At 33.7% G+C, this 18,909-nt stretch carries 16 protein-coding genes; 1 reads left to right on the top strand and 15 read right to left on the bottom strand.

What is annotated here, in order from left to right; all coding sequences use genetic code 11:
• Positions 1-29: 29 nt before the first annotated feature.
• From BXY80_RS06605 to BXY80_RS06550, 12 genes are all read right to left on the bottom strand, one after another.
• Complete coding sequence (locus BXY80_RS06605) at positions 30-986, bottom strand: YheT family hydrolase (protein WP_120200478.1); 957 nt, start codon at positions 984-986, stop codon at positions 30-32.
• Positions 986-2,320, bottom strand: a complete 1,335-nt coding sequence (gene preA, locus BXY80_RS06600; protein ID WP_120200477.1) for an NAD-dependent dihydropyrimidine dehydrogenase subunit PreA — start codon at positions 2,318-2,320, stop codon at positions 986-988. Before preA ends, BXY80_RS06605 begins: the two co-directional genes overlap by 1 nt.
• A gap of 89 nt (positions 2,321-2,409) precedes the next feature.
• Positions 2,410-3,735, bottom strand: coding sequence for an FAD-dependent oxidoreductase (locus BXY80_RS06595; RefSeq protein WP_120200476.1), 1,326 nt, complete (start codon positions 3,733-3,735; stop codon positions 2,410-2,412).
• An 82-nt stretch (positions 3,736-3,817) separates the two neighbouring features.
• Positions 3,818-4,684, bottom strand: coding sequence for a nitrilase-related carbon-nitrogen hydrolase (locus tag BXY80_RS06590; RefSeq protein ID WP_211328344.1), 867 nt, complete (start codon positions 4,682-4,684; stop codon positions 3,818-3,820).
• Positions 4,685-4,714: 30 nt separating this feature from the next.
• On the bottom strand, positions 4,715-5,098 hold the full coding sequence (locus BXY80_RS06585) for a four helix bundle protein (RefSeq protein ID WP_120200475.1): 384 nt from the start codon (positions 5,096-5,098) through the stop codon (positions 4,715-4,717).
• Between the two features lie 9 nt (positions 5,099-5,107).
• Positions 5,108-6,490, bottom strand: coding sequence for a dihydropyrimidinase (gene hydA, locus BXY80_RS06580; RefSeq protein ID WP_120200474.1), 1,383 nt, complete (start codon positions 6,488-6,490; stop codon positions 5,108-5,110).
• Position 6,491: 1 nt separating this feature from the next.
• A complete protein-coding gene (locus BXY80_RS06575; protein WP_120200473.1) occupies positions 6,492-8,147 on the bottom strand; it encodes an NCS1 family nucleobase:cation symporter-1 in 1,656 nt (551 codons plus the stop codon).
• A 154-nt stretch (positions 8,148-8,301) separates the two neighbouring features.
• Positions 8,302-9,642 carry an aminotransferase class III-fold pyridoxal phosphate-dependent enzyme gene (locus tag BXY80_RS06570; RefSeq protein WP_120200472.1) on the bottom strand — a complete coding sequence of 447 codons (1,341 nt, stop codon included), beginning with the start codon at positions 9,640-9,642 and terminating at the stop codon, positions 8,302-8,304.
• A gap of 54 nt (positions 9,643-9,696) precedes the next feature.
• Positions 9,697-11,166 (bottom strand): CoA-acylating methylmalonate-semialdehyde dehydrogenase, encoded by a 1,470-nt coding sequence (locus tag BXY80_RS06565; RefSeq protein ID WP_211328343.1) that lies wholly within the window; start codon positions 11,164-11,166, stop codon positions 9,697-9,699.
• A gap of 184 nt (positions 11,167-11,350) precedes the next feature.
• Positions 11,351-12,970, bottom strand: coding sequence for an adenine deaminase (gene ade / locus BXY80_RS06560; protein WP_120200471.1), 1,620 nt, complete (start codon positions 12,968-12,970; stop codon positions 11,351-11,353).
• A gap of 11 nt (positions 12,971-12,981) precedes the next feature.
• A complete protein-coding gene (gene tilS / locus BXY80_RS06555) occupies positions 12,982-14,325 on the bottom strand; it encodes a tRNA lysidine(34) synthetase TilS (RefSeq protein ID WP_120200470.1) in 1,344 nt (447 codons plus the stop codon).
• 25 nt (positions 14,326-14,350) lie between these two features.
• Complete coding sequence (locus BXY80_RS06550; RefSeq protein ID WP_120200469.1) at positions 14,351-15,670, bottom strand: anthranilate synthase component I family protein; 1,320 nt, start codon at positions 15,668-15,670, stop codon at positions 14,351-14,353.
• A 74-nt stretch (positions 15,671-15,744) separates the two neighbouring features.
• Between BXY80_RS06550 and BXY80_RS06545 the strand changes: the two genes are divergently transcribed.
• Positions 15,745-17,100, top strand: coding sequence for a DEAD/DEAH box helicase (locus tag BXY80_RS06545; RefSeq protein ID WP_120200826.1), 1,356 nt, complete (start codon positions 15,745-15,747; stop codon positions 17,098-17,100).
• A gap of 119 nt (positions 17,101-17,219) precedes the next feature.
• On the opposite strand, the gene BXY80_RS06540 is transcribed toward BXY80_RS06545, so the two are convergent.
• Genes BXY80_RS06540 through BXY80_RS06535 form a run of 3 tightly spaced genes read right to left on the bottom strand, consistent with a single transcriptional unit; the run spans position 17,220 to position 18,827 of the window.
• On the bottom strand, positions 17,220-18,047 hold the full coding sequence (locus tag BXY80_RS06540; protein WP_120200468.1) for a mechanosensitive ion channel family protein: 828 nt from the start codon (positions 18,045-18,047) through the stop codon (positions 17,220-17,222).
• A 34-nt stretch (positions 18,048-18,081) separates the two neighbouring features.
• Complete coding sequence (locus BXY80_RS13910) at positions 18,082-18,255, bottom strand: hypothetical protein (protein ID WP_162843282.1); 174 nt, start codon at positions 18,253-18,255, stop codon at positions 18,082-18,084.
• A complete protein-coding gene (locus BXY80_RS06535; RefSeq protein ID WP_120200467.1) occupies positions 18,255-18,827 on the bottom strand; it encodes an RNA polymerase sigma factor in 573 nt (190 codons plus the stop codon). The genes BXY80_RS13910 and BXY80_RS06535 overlap by 1 nt, the downstream gene beginning before the upstream one ends.
• Positions 18,828-18,909 lie beyond the last annotated feature (82 nt).

The following is an 18,909-nucleotide window of genomic DNA, read 5'->3' as shown; positions in this document are numbered from 1 at the left end:
CTATTTTTAAGAAGCGCTAAGTAACTTATTTAATTTGTTTTCACAAACTCTAAAGCACGCTTTTCGTTATAATAAATATTACGTTTATCGACAAACCCAACATGACCTCCATATTTTGGCATTTCTAAAAACAGATTTGGGTTTTCTTTTGCTTCTTTTACAGGAAAGCATTCTGGAGATAAAAAGGAATCGTTAAGTGCATTAATAATAAGTGTAGGCGTTTTTATATTCTGTAGAAACTGCAAACTACTACATTGACTATAATAATCTAAAGCATCTTTAAAACCATGCGCTTTAGATGTATATACGTCATCAAAATCTTTAAGTGTTTTTATAGATGCAATATCTTCATCTGAAACCAAATCTGGAAACAAACTTTGTTTGCTTTTCAGCTTGCCTACTAAATGTTTTTTAAAACGGTCGTGGTATAAAAAATTATTAAACTTGTGTAATTCTTGACAAGAACCATACAAATGACAAGGCACAGAAATAGCAATTCCTGCTTTTATTTGATGCGGAACATCACGCTCTCCTAAATATTTGAGTGTCATATTTCCGCCAAGACTAAAGCCCTTTATATAGATATGAGTATAATGCTTTGTAGTAATAACATGCTCAACAACATCATGCAGATCTTCAGTAGCACCAGAATGATAGGACCTAAACTTTAAATTATCTTCTCCACTACAACTTCTAAAATTAACACAGACTGCATCCACATCATTTTCATTAAACACTTTAGCAGTTCCTTTCATATATGGACGCTGTGCATTTCCTTCTAAACCATGAAGCACAATAATAAGTTTGTTAGTTTTTTGCTGAGCAAAGCTCCAATCTAAATCCAAGAAGTCGCCATCAGAAAGCACTATTCGTTCTCGTTCTTGCAGAACACCAGAAACATTTCTAGCTAAACCAGAATAAACAGTAGACACAAATCCGTTTTTAAAATAAAAACGTGGCTTATAAGTAGGTTTTATTATTGGCATTATTTTCTATGCTTCAAAGCATCTTCAGGTGTTGGAACAAAATGTCCTTTTCCACCTGCTCTATCATCATCAAAAGTTACTGGAATATCATCATTTTCTGTGCGTTGGTGCCATGTTAAACTTTGGGTTCCATCATCCCTTTTAACCATCGTAATACAATCTTCAACAGGGCATACCAATGAACACAAATTACAGCCTACACAATTTTCTTCGATAATACTTGGGATTCTATTTGTTAAATCAATCGGCAAAGCAATGGCTTGATGCGCTCCATCATCACAGGCTATATAGCATAAGTCGCAACCAATACACTTATCTGCATTAATTTCTGCAACTACTTTATGCTTTAAATTAAGGTGTTTCCATTCGGTAACATTAGGCAAGGCTTTTCCAGCAAAATCATAAATAGTGTTGTAATTCTTTTCTTCCATGAACTGGCGCAAACCAGCTTCCATTTCACGTACGATTCCAAAACCATAATGCATTACAGCAGTACATACTTGAACTGATGTTGCTCCGAGTAGAATAAACTCTACAACATCACGCCATGTTTCAATACCACCAATACCAGACAAAGGGACTTTGCCAATTTCTGGGTGTTGTGCTAAATCTTTAAGCATATGCATTGCAATGGGCTTTACTGCTGGTCCGCAATAACCTCCATTAGTTCCTTTCCCATCTACAATAGGATATGGCGCATAAGAATCCAAATCAATACCAACAATACTTTTAATTGTGTTGATTAATGAAATTGAATCTGTTCCACCTTGCACAGCTGCTAATCCAGGATCTGTTATATGTGAAATATTAGGCGATAGTTTGGTAATTACAGGAATGCTTGCAGCTTCTTTCACCCAACCAACTATCGTCTTTAAAACCTCTGGTTCTTGACCTACTGCCGACCCCATTCCTCGTTCACACATGCCATGTGGACAACCAAAATTGAGTTCTATCCCATCAGCTCCAGCATTTTCAACATCTTTTATAATCTGCTCCCATTCTGCTCTACTCTCAACCATTAATGAAGCAATCACCGCATGGTCAGGAAAATATTTTTTGACTTCTTCTATTTCTCGAAGATTATCAGCTAATGGTCTATCTGTAATTAATTCAATATTATTGAACCCCATCATTCTAGCATTTCTATAATTCACAGCACCATAGCGACTAGACACATTAACAACAGGAACACCAAGTGTTTTCCATACTGCTCCACCCCAACCAGCATCAAAAGCTTTCATTATTTGATATCCAGAATTTGTTGGAGGTGCTGATGCCAACCAAAACGGGTTTGGTGCTTTTATACCTCCGAAATTTATTGATAAGTCTATCATGTTTTTGTTTTTTTGTCATTCCTGCGTATGCAGGAATCTATATTATTAAGCATGTGAATTCCGTATCAAGTGCGGAATGACAGTCTATTCTATTTTTTGTTTAACCAATTATGAATGCCTTGAGCTGCCATTTTTCCGTCATAAGCTGCATTTACAACTTCTGCTCCACCATTAATAGCATCGCCTCCCGCAAAATACTTTGGATTGGACGTTTGAAATTCTTCATTGATTTTAATTCTTGTTTTATTATCTATATCTAAACCATCTATCATATCATAGAAATACCCTTGTTTAGCCTGTCCAGTTGCTTTTATAACCATGTCACATCTCACAATAAATGTGTTATTCATATTGGTTTGTAGTTTACCATCAATCACTTCGGTTTTTGCAAATTTCACGCCTTCTACTTTTCCATTTCCAGTAATTGCCAAAGGTGTCACATTAAATAGACTATCTACTCCTGCACTGATTGCCAGGTCGTATTCAAATCCGTATGCACCCATTTTATCCTTCGAATTTCTGTACGCAAGGACCGTTTTTCGTGCTCCCATTCTAGCTGCTTCAGAAGCAGCATCCATTGCCGTATTTCCTCCACCAATTACAACAACCTTAGCTGGAACTTTGACTTCATGATGTTTCATTCGCAATTCTTCAATAAACTCAACTGCACCAATAACGCCTTGTTTGTCTTCACCATCTAAACCTAGATGACGTGTTGCACCTAAACCAACACCAAGGAAAATAGCATCATAGTTGTTTTCAAGAGTACTTAATTCTTTTTTTGAATTGATTGCATTATTATATTTAATATTGAAACCCAACTGATTTTGAAGATAATCGACTTCTTTCAAGACTTCTTCATTTGTAATTTTATATGGTGCAATTCCATAAACCGTTAATCCTGATGGCTTTTCTTTAGCTTCATATATATCAACTTCATAACCCAAAGTTCGTGCTTCGCAAGCACAAGCCAAACCAGCTGGACCAGCTCCAATGATGGCTATCTTTTTTCCGTTGGATTCGCCAACTTTGAATATTGTTTTATCAGCATCTATGGTTTTATTCGTCGCATAATTTTGAAGTCTACCAATTTGAATTGGCGGCACATCTTGGTGATTATATACACAAGCACCTTCACACAACACGCCAGTAGGACACACGACACCACAAGCGTTTCCTAGCCAGTTCGAATCGAAAATAGTTTTGGATGCTCCTGTAATATTATCGGTGTGAATCTGTTTGATGAATAATGGAATATCAATACTCGTCGGACATGCTTGAATACATGGCGCATCATAACAAAACAAACATCGTGAAGCTTCGTAAAAGGCTTCAGTATCATTCATTAATGGTTTTTTCTGCTTAAAATTCTTATCGAATTCGGCTTTCGTTTTTGGTCGTTTATATTCTGCCATTTGAGAGTTATGAGTTTAAAAGTTATGAGTTATGAGTTTCATTTTTAAAGAAATTCTTAGCTCTTAATCCATAATTAAATCACTAAAGATCTGTTAATCTTCCGTAAGTTTCTGGTCGTCTATCTCTATAGAATTGCCAAGTAGAGCGTACTTCTTCAATTAAATCCAAATCAAACTCAGCTACTAATAATTCATCATCATCACGAGAAGCTTCTGCGAAAATTTGTCCACGTGGATCCACGAAATATGATTGTCCATAGAACTTACCTAAATTCCATGGTTTCTCTTCACCAACACGATTGATACAACCCATAAAATAGCCATTCGCAGCTGCATGAGCTGGTTGCTCTAATTTCCATAAGTACTCACTTAGTCCAGCAACTGTTGCAGACGGATTATAAACGATTTCAGCGCCATTTAAACCTAAAGCTCGTGCACCATCCGGAAAATGCCTATCGTAACAAATGTAAACACCTACCTTAGCATACTTTGTTTGAAATACCGGATAGCCCATATTTCCTGGTTTAAAGAAGAACTTCTCCCAAAATCCAGTGGTATGCGGAATGTGATTTTTTCTGTATTTCCCTAAATAGGTTCCATCGGCATCAATCACTGCTGCTGTGTTATACAACACGCCTGGCGATTCTTTCTCATAAATAGGAACGATAATCACCATATTATGTTTCTTGGCAAGTACTTGCATTTTTTCGGTTGTTGGACCTGGAACAGATTCAGCAGATGCATACCATTTTTTATCTTGACCAGGACAGAAATATGGTGTATTAAAAATTTCTTGTAAACATAAAATTTGAACACCTTGTCGTCCTGCTTCTTCAATGTATGGCATATGCTTATCATACATTGCATCCATTATTTCTTGAATAGTTCCTTCTCCTTCCGTCATTGGAAGACTCATTTGTATCAATCCTGATTTTACTTTTCTTGGCATATCTTATAGTTATGAATTATTAGTTTTAGGTTAAGAGTTGTTTAAGTAACGTTGCTTTGTAGTTAAAATAATACTACTCAAAATTTTTATCAATTCTTCACATTTTTTATTTGATTTGTTATACATCTCTTGATGAATGAAGTTACTGTCTTTTAATAAATTTAACCAATATTTAGTTTCTCTAGCCTCTTTTAGAGAGATACTCAACTTATGAACAAAGTCCTTTTTAGATTCAGCAGAAATAGCTTCATTAACATTTGCTCCAATTGAAGTTCCTGAACGAAGTATTTGTCTAGAAAGAATAAATTCGTTTTCCGTTTTTAGTTCTTTATAAATTGAAATAACAAGCAAAGCAAATGCATATGCTTTCTCAGCAACAATACTTTTACTTTCTTTTTTCAACTCTAAACTCATAACTCTTAACTAAATAACCGTTTTAGAGGTTTTTCCTCTTTTAATAAATTCTCCATGACCTGCTTTTAAAAGGCAGTCTTCATTTTCTATAGCAACTTGACCTCGTAAGATGACAGTTTCTGTTTTTCCTTTTAAATTGAATCCTTCGTAGCCTGAATAATCACAATTCATATGATGTGTCTCTACAGAAATAGTATGTTCTTTATTTGGGTCGAATATTACGATGTCTGCATCGCTTCCTATAGCAATGGTTCCTTTTCTAGGATACATTCCAAAGATTTTTGCAGCATTGGTTGAAGCAACTTCTACATATTTAGTGAGTGAAATCTTTCCTTTATTAACACCTTCAGAAAACAATAATTCCATACGATGCTCAATTGCTGGATGACCGTTTGGGATTTTTGAAAAATCATCTTTGCCCATTTTCTTTTGTTCCCACATAAACGGACAATGGTCTGTACCAACCACTTGAACTAAACCTTGATTAATCCCCGACCATAAAGCCACTTGGTCTTTCTTTTCTCGTAATGGCGGACTCATAACCCATTTAGCACCTTCAAAATCATTTTTATATAAAGAGGCATCTAATACTAAATACTGTGTACAGGTTTCTACGAAAACCTTTTGGTTACGCTGTGTTGCTTTTCTAACTGCATTTAAAGCACCTTCACAAGTCATATGCACAATATAACCTGGGCAATCTGTATAATGCAGCATATCTGCAAAACGTGCTGAAGCTTCTGCTTCTGTAACTTCTGGTTGGGATAAATAATGATATAAAGGCGACATGTTTCCAAGTGCTCTATTTTTAGCAATTAATGAATCAATCATATCGCCATTGGTCGCATGAACCGTAACTAAACCACCATGTTTTTTAACGACTTTCATCAGTTGCACCATTTGTCCGTCATCAATCATAAGTGCCCCTTTATAAGCCATAAATGTTTTAAACGAAGAAATCCCTTCGTCTTCAATCATCTGAACAACTTCTTTTGCCACATCATCATTAAAATCGGTTACAGCCATGTGATACGAATAATCTCCAATCGCTTTTTTCGATTTTTCTTGCCAAGTTTTTAATGCATTATGAAGCGTATCACCTTGGGTTTGTAATATAAAATCGATGACCATAGTTGTTCCGCCATGCAAAGCTGCACGAGTTCCTGTTTCATAATCATCACTAGAATAGGTTCCCATAAAAGGCATATCCAAATGCACATGAGGGTCAATTCCGCCAGGAAACACTAATTTATCTGTGGCATCAATTATTTTATCCGCTTGATAGTTTAGGTCTTTTCCTATGGCAACAATTTTTTCGCCTTCGGTATAGACATCAGCGATATAACTTTCTGAAGCCGTTACAACACGACCATTTTTTATGAGTATTGACATTTTATTTTTTCTTCATTAATAGATAATACAATACAAACGAAATAAAGAATCCTGTAAACCAAGATAGTGAATACAAGAAACTTAGAGCAGGAACCCAAAAACCTATGAGCGCAGCAAAAACACCTACGAATAAAGCTATCATAGCTGCTTTGTTAAAACCTGTTTTGTTATATGAATAGATTCCTTCTTCTTTATAAAGTTCGGCTAATTCTAGCTTCTTTTTTCTAACCAAATAATAATCTGCAATTAAAATTCCGAGTACTGGACCTAATAATCCACTTACAAAAATTAAAAATCCTGAGATCTCATTTAATAACCACCAAGGCATGATTAATATTCCGATGATCCCTGTTAGTGTTCCTCCAGTTTTAAAACTAATTTTTTTAGGCCATAAATTTGAAAATGCATTGGATGGTGCTATTACATTGGCAGCAATATTAGTACTCAAGGTCGCTATAATCATAAAAACCTGAGCTACAATAACCACAACTGGATTTTTGAATTTAGCTATTAAAGAAACTGGGTCCCAAGGTGCATCATCAGCAATTAAAATATCTTTAAAATTGATAATTGCCGCACAGGTAACAAAAATGCCTACAAAAGAATACAACATCATAGTTGCTGGCAATCCTATAAATTGTCCTGCAATTTGGTCTTTTTGAGTTGCTGCATAACGTGTAATATCTGCAATACTAATAGACATGGTTGCCCAAAAACCAACCATAGCAGTTAGCCAGAGCAAATAACGCCAAAGCTTACTTCCCGAATTATTAGAAACTATATTCGCAGATACAACACTAGACAAAACATCATTATTTCTGAATTGCACTTGAATATTCTTAGTGTTTTTAATTTGAATTGGTTCTGAAGTGAAAGGTTTCCAACTTGTATTTTCTTCTGAAACAATAGCATACTCAGTAGCTTTGAGTTGACCTTCTTTACTTTTTAAAACATTTAAATTGAGATAAAAGGTATCCTCTTTTTCTGTAATTGTAGCAGCTGTTTTTTCAAGCTGAACACTTTGGTCTAACACAATAGAAAATCCATCAGCTTTGGCATAGCTCCAATAAATGAGCACAATTCCCATGATCACAAGAATAGGTGCCGAATAGGTTTCTAACCATTTAATGCTTTCTGTACCTTTCCAGATAAAATACATATTAATAATCCAAAAAATTCCGAAGCCTACGAACTTACCAATCGACAATCCTAACTCACCTGTTGAACCAGTAATGGCATTGAAAATGGCATAAATAGCTAAACCTCCAATCCAAGTTTGCACACCAAACCAGCCACAAGCAATGATTCCTCTAGTTACAGATGCTAAGTGCACACCTTTTGTTCCGAAAGCGGCTCGACCAATAACCGGAAATGGAATGCCGTATTTTACTCCTGCATGACCATTAAGCACCATAGGAATGGTAATGATTAAATTAGCAAGCCCAATAATAATAAGTGCCTCATACCAATTCAATCCTGTCTTAATCATATAAGACGCCAATAAATATGTAGGAATACAGACTGCCATACCAATCCAAATTGCAGCAAGGTGCCATTTGCTCCAAGTACGCTGACTTGAAGGTACAGGTGCTAAATCTTCGCTATATAGTGAAGAATTTGAAACGTCTTCTTGTAGTTCTACGATGTCTTTATTCATTTAGTTGGAACTTCTTTTTTAGTTGTTTGTCATTCTGAATAAAATGAAGAATCTTACTTTAAATTATGAGATTCCTCGTTGTTCGTTCCTCACTCTGTCGGAATGACATTTACTTTTATTAACCAATTCTGAATTTACTTCACGAGATTCCTGCCTACGCAGGAATGACATACTCATCAGCAATTGCAATTGCTTGTGAGATTATTTGCAACCCTTCATCTACTTCTTCTTTGGTGACATTTAAAGGAGGCGCAATAAAAATCCAGTTCCAACGTACAAATGTGAACATGCCTAGCTCTCTGATTTTGGTCGCCATTCTAGACGTGGCTTCCATTTCATTTGGCTTCGCATTCCAAGGCGTGGTTGGTTCTTTTGTATCTCTATTTTTCACAAGCTCAATGCATCCAAGTAATCCGGTATTTCTAAAATCACCAATAGATGGATGTTTTGCTTTCAGTTTTTCTACTTCAGCTTCAATATATAAACCCATTTCTGCTGCACGTTCTACTAAATTCTCTTCTTCAATAACTTTAATATTTTCTAATGCAGCAGCACACAAAACAGAATGCGCAGAATATGTTAACCCAATAGTCATTGGATTGTCGTTAAAATGCTCAGCAATTTTATCTGTCACTACAACACCTCCTAATGGTAAATAACCAGAAGTTAAGCCTTTAGCCAAACACATAATATCTGGAGTGACATTATGATGGTCTATCCCAAACATTTTTCCTGTGCGTCCAAAACCACTCATCACTTCATCATCAATCATCATAATTCCGTATTTATCACAGAGTTCTCGTACGCGTTTTAAATACATAGGTGGATATTTTAAACATCCTGAAGAACCAGATTCGCCTTCAAACAAAATAGCAGCTACACTATTTGGATTTTCAAACTTTACCACACGCTCTAAATGCGCTAAGGCGCGTTCTCCACATTGCTCAATAGAATCGGAATTCCACGGACAACGATATGCATATGGATTTTCTACATGTACTACATTTGGCATGGCTTGACTATCTACAGGAAAACGTCTTGGGTCTCCACCAGCGGTAATCGCTCCGTATGTTGCGCCATGATAAGCGCGATAATGTGTAATTATTTTATGGCGACCAGTATACATTCTAACAAGCTTAATAGCATTTTCTATAGCTTCTGCTCCACCAAGTGTAAAAAAAGTTTTTGTTAAATTTCCCGGGGTAATCTCAGCGATTTTTTTTCCCAATTTACCACGAACATCTGTTGCCATTCCAGGATATACAAAACTTACTTCCTGCATTTGTTTAGCAACTGCATCTGTTATGCGTTGGTTTCCATGACCAATATTTACATTCATAAGTTGAGAAGAAAAATCTAAATACTTTTTTCCATCTCTATCATACACATATGAACCATTTGCATGCGATACATTAATAGGATTTAGACCACCTTGTTTTCCCCAAGAAAACAAAGTATAGTCTAAATTATCTTTTACAATTTGTTGATTATCCATTAAATTAAACAGCTGATTATTAATTATTTAATTACTATTATATAAATTGATTAATTAACTCATCCAATTGGTTTGTGCTTCTGGATTCCATTTCGTTGTAGTCTTCTTGTTTTGTGTCCAGAATTCTATAGAGCTGCGTCCTGTAATATCACCTACTCCAAATTTTGATTCGTTCCATCCGCCAAAAGAAAATGGCTCTCTAGGCACCGGAACTCCAATATTTACACCAATCATTCCTGCGCTTGCACGTTCCATAACTTGTTTAGCCAAACCACCACTTTGGGTAAACACAGCAGCTGCATTTCCATAGTTCGACCCATTTTCAATCTCGATAGCTTCATCTAAATCTTTAGCACGAATAATTGAAATCACTGGTCCGAAAATTTCTTCTCTTGCCACAGACATATCTGTAGTTACATAATCTATAATTGTTGGTCCAACATAATAACCACCTTCTTTTCCAGGAACTGTTGTATTACGACCATCTAACAAAATTTTGGCTCCATTTTTTTCAGCTTCAGAAATATAGCCTTCAATACGCTCTTTAGCTTCGGCAGTAATTACAGAACCCAAGTTATCTCCAGGCACAATGGCTTTAGCATCCTCAACCATACGGTCTATAATGTGCTGTACTTTATCCACTCCAACCATTACAGAAGCAGCCATACAACGCTGGCCTGCACAGCCAGACATGGACGCAACAACATTTGAAGCTGTCATTTCAGGGTTAGCATCAGGTAGGACTAATAAATGGTTTTTTGCACCTCCTAAAGCGACACAACGTTTTAAATTAGACGTTGCTCTTTTATATACGATTTTAGCCACTTTTGTAGAACCCACAAAAGAAACTGCTTCAATTTTTGGATGGTCGCAAATGGCTTCTACGACTTCTTTTCCTCCATTAACAATATTGAATACACCATCTGGAAGACCAGCTTCTTTTAGTAACTCAGCCATCCGTACTGTACTTAGCGGCACTAGTTCAGAGGGCTTCATAACCATCGTGTTTCCTAAAACCAAAGCATTTGGCAAGGTCCAATGTGGCACCATATTCGGGAAATTAAATGGTGTAATAGATGCTACAACACCTAAAGGTTTACGCTCAATTCGGCATTCAACACCTTTACTAACTTCTTGCACCTCATTGACAACTATTTGTGGCATGGATACAGCAAACTCACAGAGTTCCATACTCTTCTCAACTTCAGCTTTGGCTTCGCCATAGGTTTTACCATTTTCTAATTGTACTAGCTTAGTCAACTCATCCATGTTTTTTTCTAACAGATTGCGATATCTAAAGAATATTTGAACACGCTCTTTAAAGGTCATTCCTGACCATTCTGGAAATGCTTTTTTTGCTGCTTCAACTGCAGCATTAACATCTTGAGTTGTTGACATTGGAATTGAAGAAATTTTAGAGCCATCTAAAGGGCTTAATACATCCATTGCATTTTGGCCATTTCTTTCAAATTTACCGTCTATATAATTTTTTACTTCGGAAAGTGTTTCGCTTACAGGCATCATCAGTTTATCAGATTAATTTTATTAATATTTGAACAAAAAATAAGAATGCTATAGAAACTTTGTCATAAGATTGACAAATTCTAATCGCACTCTAATCAAATATATGAAATATATATTAAAATGATACTATTATTGAAAAGTCAATAACAATTTAAAAACTATATTGAATGATTCTTATTTATAATTAGACTTCTAAAGGCGTAAACTTAAAATCGGTTCCGTTAAACAAGCCCTTATCACTAAGCTTTAATGATGGTATAACTAATAACGCCATAAATGATAAACTCATGTAAGGTGCATGAAGTTTGCTACCAATTTGCTTAGCCATTGCATCTAGCTCTGAGTATTGCTTTCCGATAGTTTGAGCATCTTTATCACTCATAATTCCAGCCACAGGAAGCGCAACTGTTTTTTCTTTAGTATTACTTATAGCACAAATACCGCCTTCTTTTTCTATTAATAAATTAACGGCTTTACAAATGGCTTCATCTGAAACGCCTACAGCGATAATATTGTGAGAATCATGACCAACAGAAGACGCAATTGCACCTTCTTTTAATCCGAAGTTTTTTATAAATGCTATAGCTGGTTTATCGTTTTGATAGCGATTAACAACTACCATTTTTAGAATATCTTTTTTTGTATTTGAGACTAGATTTCCATTTTGAATAGTTGCATCCTCAATTGTCTCATTAGTAACTAATTCGCCATCTAAACATTCAATAACTCTTATTTGTTTTGCATTAGATTGGAACCTAAAATCTTCAACCTTTTTTTTATCTGTGTTAAAGTTATTTAAGTTTTCAAATTCTACATGTTCAATTTTTGAAACACCTTTATCAAAAACCAGCTCTCCATTAATATAGGTTTGAAGCGTTTTAAAATCTTTTAAATTTTCTACAACAATACAATCTGCAAAATCTCCAACTTGAAGCAAACCAACATCTAGATTATAATGCTTTACTGGATTAACGCAAGCAGCCTGTAATACCTTAAACACATCAACATTTTTTAAAACTGCTCTAGCACATAATTGATTAATATGACCTAACAACAAATCGTCTGGATGTTTATCATCACTACAAAACATCATGTTATTATAATGTTCTGGCAATAAATTAATAAGAGCTTCAAAATTTTTAGCTGCGCTACCTTCACGAATAATAACTTTCATGCCTTTTTGAAGTTTTTCTAAACCTTCATCAAACGTAAAACATTCATGATCTGTTGAGATTCCTGCAGAAATATATTTTGTTAAATCGTCTCCTCGCAATCCTGGCGCATGACCATCAATTGGTTTTTTATAATATTTGGCCCAATCTAGTTTTTTTAAAACTTCAGCATCGTCATAAATCACTCCAGGATAATTCATCATTTCGGCTAAATACTTAATATCTGGATTAGCCATTAACTTTTTAATATCATTTGAGTCTATCACAGCTCCTGCAGATTCAAAACTTGTTGCTGGTACACAAGATGGTGCTCCAAAATTGAATTTAAATGGTGTTTTTTTACCATTTTCTATCATAAATTCAACACCTTTTACGCCTAAAACATTAGCAATTTCGTGAGGGTCAGAAACTGTAGAAACTGTACCGTGTTTAACCGCAATTTTTGCAAACTCGCTTGGTACTAACATAGAACTTTCAATATGAATATGTGCGTCTACAAAGCCAGGCAATATATAATGATTAACATCATGTTGCTTTTCTTGAATAGCAACTATTTTTCCATTTTCAATACTTATTTCGCCTTTATAGATTCGTTTGTTTTGAATATCGACTATTTGACCTTGTAATTTCATATTCTTTCCTTTTAAAAGGATTGTTTTAATTCAATTTTTAAAACTTTTTTTGTATTGCTATCAACCTTAAATTTACGATCTGCTCGCATACCAATTACCCAAACAATTTTGTTTTCTGAAGTAAGCAACCACACACGCTCTTTATCAACCAAAGACAATTTTTCATCTTTAAAATACTTACTGAGCTTCTTTCTTCCTTTCATTCCTAAGGGAAAAAAATAATCTCCTTTTTTCCATTGACGAATAATTAAAGGATATTTTAATTTATCCTTATCAACATGAATTACGTTAGATTGCTTTGAAAAGAGCGCATCTGCTTCATCAAAAAGCAAAACGCCAAAAGGTGTTTGTAATTGTTTTATGTTTTCTTCAATAATTAGAGATTCTTCGACAAGCTCAGAATGACAGCCAGCAGCATGTTTATCTTTTACCTCTGTAAGTAGTAAGTAGTCACGATCTTTTACTAAGCGATGCGTATTAGAAGACACTTGTTTTCCAGATTGAGCACTTAATAAGTTAACCACATCATCCCATTCTGTAAAATTAAAATCTTTTAAAAGCTCATATAAATAGACTTTAGGGTTGGATAGCTTTTTGAGCTTTTTAATATTAAATCTAATAACATTGTTCTCTACTGAAACTACTTTTTTTTGAATTTTAGCAATTGTATCTTCTATAATCTCTTTAGAACCCTCAAGATATAATTGTGTCTTTTCAAAATTCTGAAGCATTTGCGGATTAATCCCTTTTAAAATTGGAATCACTTCATGACGCAGCTTATTTCTCAAGTATTTAGTTGAGGTATTACTACTATCTTCTCTCCATTTTAAGTTTTCTTTTAATGCATAAGCTTCAATTTCTTCTCTAGAAAATGGCAACATTGGCCTTACAACATTACTATTGTTTTCAGGAATGCCTGTTAAGCCATCTAAACCTGTTCCTCTTGAAAGATTGATAAGAAACGTTTCGAGGTTATCATCTGCATGATGCGCTGTTAAAAGGTAATCAAAACCTAGTGATTCTACTAATTCATCAAACCAGTTGTATCGCAATTGACGAGCTGCCATTTGAATAGAAAGCTTGTTGTTTTTGGCATAAGTTTCGGTATCAAAACTTTCAATAAAAACTTCAATATTTAAATCATTAGCGAGCTTAAGTACAAATTCTTCATCTTCATTACTTTCTTCTCCTCGCAAATTAAAGTTACAATGCGCAAGTGTAATATTTAGTTTTAAATCATGACATAAATGTGTCAACACAACACTATCCAATCCTCCTGAAAGCGCAATAAGAAGCCTAGCATCTTTTAAGAACGCTAAGTTTTTATCGATATGATTTTGGAGTGCTTTAAGCATATTCAAAAATACTATTATTTATCTGTTAATTCTCTAAGACCTCACGCATAGCCTTAGCTTTCACTAAACATTCTTCATATTCTTTTAAGGGAACACTTTTAGCTGTAATCGCTCCTCCAACCGAATATGACACGTATTGATTAGTTTGGTTATATAAAATACTACGTATAACTACATTGAAATCAAAATCATTATCTGGCGTAAAATAGCCAACTGTTCCAGAATACAAGCCACGTTTAGTCTCCTCAAGTTCTTCAATAATTTTCATTGCAGAAATTTTTGGTGCTCCTGTCATGCTTCCCATTGGGAACGTAGTTCTTAAAACATCTATTGGATGTGTATTCTCAATAACATTAGATGTAACCGTAGAAATCATTTGATGCACTTGCGGAAAACTATATACTTTACAAAGTTCTTTAACTGTTACACTACCTTTAGTTGCTGTTTGCGAGAGATCGTTTCTCACCAAATCTACAATCATAATATTCTCACTACGTTCTTTTTCATCTTGAGATAAGTTGTACTTAAGCTCATCATCTTCAACTTTATTATTTGAACGTTTTGCAGTTCCTTTAATTGGTTGCGAAATAATAGTATTACCTTCTTTTTTTAAATAACGTTCTGGTGATGCAGACATTAAGTATTTATCATTTATTTTTAAAAAAGTTGCAAATGGCGGTTTAGAAATTGTATTTAGTTTTTGGTACGTTTCTAGCGGATTAATCACTGTGTTTTCAGCATAAAACTCTTGACAAAAATTAGCTTCATAAATATCGCCTCGATGAATATGGGTTAACATACTGTCTAGCTTTTTAAAATAGTCATCTTTATGAATACGCAATTTTATTTTTATATCCTCTCGACTGCACTTCGACTTACTCTGTGTATCACGCTCAAGATGACAATTATCTAAAGTTTTTTCTATAGCTTTTATATCATTTTGAATTTCGTCATCAACAAATTTTAAATATTTAATTTCTACACTATTTCCTTTTATTAAGAATAATTTTTTAGGCTGAAAAAAATATACGTCAGGAAATTGAAGTCTGTCAAAATTATTAGATTTTAAATCTTCTACAGCATTTTTTACATCATAAGTAAGGTATCCAAAAAGCCAATCTTTAGTTACACTTTGATATTCTTTTAATTTATTAAAGGCATCAATATAGTCTGTTTTAATACCTGTAAACGCATCAATAGCTAAAATAGCATCATAACTAGAATATTGCTGGTTATACTTATTAGAATCTAACCAAACAACATCATCATACTTTAGGCTCCAGTTGAGTAACTGTTTATTAAATATTCTTACAGATTCTGGTTTATGTATATAGGTTGTTCTCAAGTAAAAAAGATTGCATACAAATTACTGAAATTTAAGTGGCTTAAAAAACTATCTTTGCAACTTAAATGTATACTGTGACTTTCAAAGATTTAAATTTAAACACACCATTATATAATGCCTTAGATGATTTAGGCTTTATATCGCCTACTCCTATACAAGAGCAAGCTTTTAGTATTGTATCTTCTGGCAAAGATGTTGTTGGTATTGCACAAACTGGAACAGGTAAAACATTTGCTTACATGCTGCCAATACTTAAAAATCTTAAATACTCAACGCAAGACAACCCAAGAGTATTAATTTTAGTTCCTACACGTGAATTGGTTGTTCAAGTCGTTGATGAGATAGAAAAACTGGCTAAATATATTAATGTAAGAGTTTTAGGTGTTTATGGAGGCACAAACATTAACACTCAAAAGCAAGCTGTGTCTCAAGGATTAGATATTATTGTAGCTACTCCTGGTCGTTTATTTGACTTAGCGGTAAGTCGTGTTTTAAAGTTAAAATCAATTCAGAAATTAGTAATTGATGAAGTTGATGTTATGTTAGATTTAGGGTTTAGACACCAACTCTTAAACATTTTTGACATATTACCAGAACGCAGACAAAACATCATGTTTTCTGCAACTATGACACAAGATGTTGACGAGTTGATTACTGAGTTTTTTGTAAAGCCAGAACGTGTAACTATTGCTGTATCTGGAACGCCTTTAGATAATATTAATCAACTGCGTTATGATGTTCCAAATTTTTACACCAAAGTAAACTTATTAGAGCAATTACTTAATGACGAAGACACGTATAACAAAGTTTTAATTTTTGTGGCTTACAAAAAAATGGCTGACCGCTTATTTAGTCAATTAGAAGAATTATTTAATGAGCAATGCTGTGTAATTCACTCTAACAAAACTCAAAATTACAGGTTACGAAGCATTGAGCAATTTAGAGCTGGAGAAAATAGAATTTTGATTGCTACAGATGTTATGGCTCGTGGTTTAGATATTGATAATATTTCTCATGTCATTAATTTTGACACACCAGTTTATCCTGAAAACTACATGCATAGAATTGGTAGAACTGGTCGTGCAGAACGCGAAGGACAAGCTTTAGTTTTTTCTACTGAAAAAGAACAAGATGCTATTGAAAACATTCAAGAGTATATGGATTTTAAAATTCCAGTACAAGATATTCCTGAAACTGTAAGTATTTCTACCGAACTCATTGAAGAAGAACGTCCGCAAATTAGAGAGCGCAATAATCCTCATAAGCGTAAAACAGATGAGCATGCTCCTGGACCAGCTTTTCATGAAAAATCAGAAAAGAATAGTAAGGAAAATTTAGGTGGTTCTTACAAGTTTAAAATTGCTGCAAAATACAAGAAGCCAAAAACTAGAGGTGATAAAAATTATAATAAGCGAAATAAGAAAAAATAATAGCTCAAAAAAAAAAAAAATCCCTTTTCAAATAAATGAAAAGGGATAAATAAAAAATCATCAAAATACGAGGTCTTTATAATTAACCATATATAAAATCTATAACCCTAACTTTATAGTTAACCTCGTATTTGTATTTGACTTTCTACTATATCTTTAATTGGCACAATTAATTTACCTTCATCATTTTTTAAGACAACGGAAATATTATCAATAGCATCTACTTCGTAATTTTTATTATTGAATTCTATTTTTTGTCCTATTTCAAAAGTTTTTCTAGTATAAAATGTTCTTAGTAAATCACTAACAATTTCTCTTGCCCCCAAACCAAATGCAATAGCAAATGCTAGTAAAAAAGCAGCCATAATCATCGTTAAATTACTAGTTATTATATCTGTGTTTACACCTGCTTGATTTAAAGCTGTTATTGAGATAAATATGAGTAGTAAAAAGAATACTATTTGACTAATGATTTTAGAGCCCGACAAGTCCATAGATTCAAAAAACGACCTTAGTCCGTTCTTCACAAAATTGGCAAACAATAGGCCTAATGTGAAAATAATTATTGCAACAAATAACTGAGGTAAATAGCCTAGAAAATTGCTTATCTGCTCTGAGATAATTGTAAGGTTCATAATGTCTGATGCCATAATAATTAGCATGATGTATAATACCCATTTTACAAAACTAGATACAATTTTAATAGTATCGAAGTTTAGTTTTTTTCCTTCAATAATTTCAATCTCATTTAACTTATCATCAAGCTTATTAGCTTTTGCTAGTTTTAATGCTTTACTAATTATTTTGACAATAATTTTAGTTACAATCCATCCTATTAGTAATACAGCAATAGCTCCAATTATGCTCGGAAATGATTTTCCTATTTCTGACCACATAGATGATAAGGATTCTAATGCTATATTTTTATATTCTGATGCTTTTTCCATGGTTATTTATTCTTATTTAGAGGGTTGAGTTTTTTTATTTAGTTCTTTTTTGCATTACTGTTTCTATAACATCACCTAAATTGTATGAAAACAACTCGGCAATTTCCATGACTAGTTTTGCCATGGCAATATCATTCATCACCTTAGATTTAAGTTCTTTAGGAACTTGTTTTAGTGGCTTGTCTATATGCTTAAACGGATTTTCCATCATTTTAGATTATTTCTATAAACGTTAACCAATCTATCCTTTGCGCGTTTTAGTCTCATTTTAACTGCACTTTCTCCTATCCCTAAAACACTTTCGATTTCTTTAATTGATAAATAATCTTGGTACTTTAGTAATAATATCATTTTCTCCTGCGGAGAAATTAAGTCCATAGCTTCTTTAAGTTTTTCAACTTTCATTTGGTGGAAACTATAATCTTCTTTTTCTTCTGAAACGTCTTCAATGTCACGATAGTCTACAGATTGTCTTTCAATCTTTTTTGCAGTATTTCTCGTTACATAATTTACACAGTGATTATAAGTAAATGCATATAACCATGTAGAAAACTTAGACCTCTCTTTAAAACTAGCCAATTTAACAAAGAGCTTTAAAAATACATCTTGTGTTAAATCTTTTGCTTCGTGCTCATCTTTTGCAAAACCATAGCATTTGTTATATACTACTGTTGCGTATCTATCATATAGTACTTCAAAGAGCAGCGTGTCATTTGTTTTGACAATAGATTTTATAAGATCTTCATCAGATACTTTGCTAAAATCTTTAATGGTTTTCAATTATAAAGCTATTAATGTGGGTTATATTAAATTAAGACACTAACGAAGATAAAAAGTCACATTATTTTTATTTTTTTCTTCA

Origin of the sequence: Ichthyenterobacterium magnum, assembly GCF_003610635.1 — a bacterium.
GTDB classification, from domain to species: Bacteria; Bacteroidota; Bacteroidia; order Flavobacteriales; family Flavobacteriaceae; genus Ichthyenterobacterium; species Ichthyenterobacterium magnum.
This window is presented reverse-complemented; position numbering and strand designations above follow the sequence as displayed.

What these genes read in the sequence shown, in the direction of transcription:
- BXY80_RS06605 (WP_120200478.1), bottom strand. Translation starts at nt 986, where the DNA reads ATGCCAATAATAAAACCTACTTATAAGCCACGTTTTTATTTTAAAAAC.
- preA (WP_120200477.1), bottom strand. Translation starts at nt 2,320, where the DNA reads ATGATAGACTTATCAATAAATTTCGGAGGTATAAAAGCACCAAACCCG.
- BXY80_RS06595 (WP_120200476.1), bottom strand. Translation starts at nt 3,735, where the DNA reads ATGGCAGAATATAAACGACCAAAAACGAAAGCCGAATTCGATAAGAAT.
- BXY80_RS06590 (WP_211328344.1), bottom strand. Translation starts at nt 4,684, where the DNA reads ATGCCAAGAAAAGTAAAATCAGGATTGATACAAATGAGTCTTCCAATG.
- BXY80_RS06585 (WP_120200475.1), bottom strand. Translation starts at nt 5,098, where the DNA reads ATGAGTTTAGAGTTGAAAAAAGAAAGTAAAAGTATTGTTGCTGAGAAA.
- hydA (WP_120200474.1), bottom strand. Translation starts at nt 6,490, where the DNA reads ATGTCAATACTCATAAAAAATGGTCGTGTTGTAACGGCTTCAGAAAGT.
- BXY80_RS06575 (WP_120200473.1), bottom strand. Translation starts at nt 8,147, where the DNA reads ATGAATAAAGACATCGTAGAACTACAAGAAGACGTTTCAAATTCTTCA.
- BXY80_RS06570 (WP_120200472.1), bottom strand. Translation starts at nt 9,642, where the DNA reads ATGGATAATCAACAAATTGTAAAAGATAATTTAGACTATACTTTGTTT.
- BXY80_RS06565 (WP_211328343.1), bottom strand. Translation starts at nt 11,166, where the DNA reads ATGATGCCTGTAAGCGAAACACTTTCCGAAGTAAAAAATTATATAGAC.
- ade (WP_120200471.1), bottom strand. Translation starts at nt 12,970, where the DNA reads ATGAAATTACAAGGTCAAATAGTCGATATTCAAAACAAACGAATCTAT.
- tilS (WP_120200470.1), bottom strand. Translation starts at nt 14,325, where the DNA reads ATGCTTAAAGCACTCCAAAATCATATCGATAAAAACTTAGCGTTCTTA.
- BXY80_RS06540 (WP_120200468.1), bottom strand. Translation starts at nt 18,047, where the DNA reads ATGGAAAAAGCATCAGAATATAAAAATATAGCATTAGAATCCTTATCA.
- BXY80_RS13910 (WP_162843282.1), bottom strand. Translation starts at nt 18,255, where the DNA reads ATGGAAAATCCGTTTAAGCATATAGACAAGCCACTAAAACAAGTTCCT.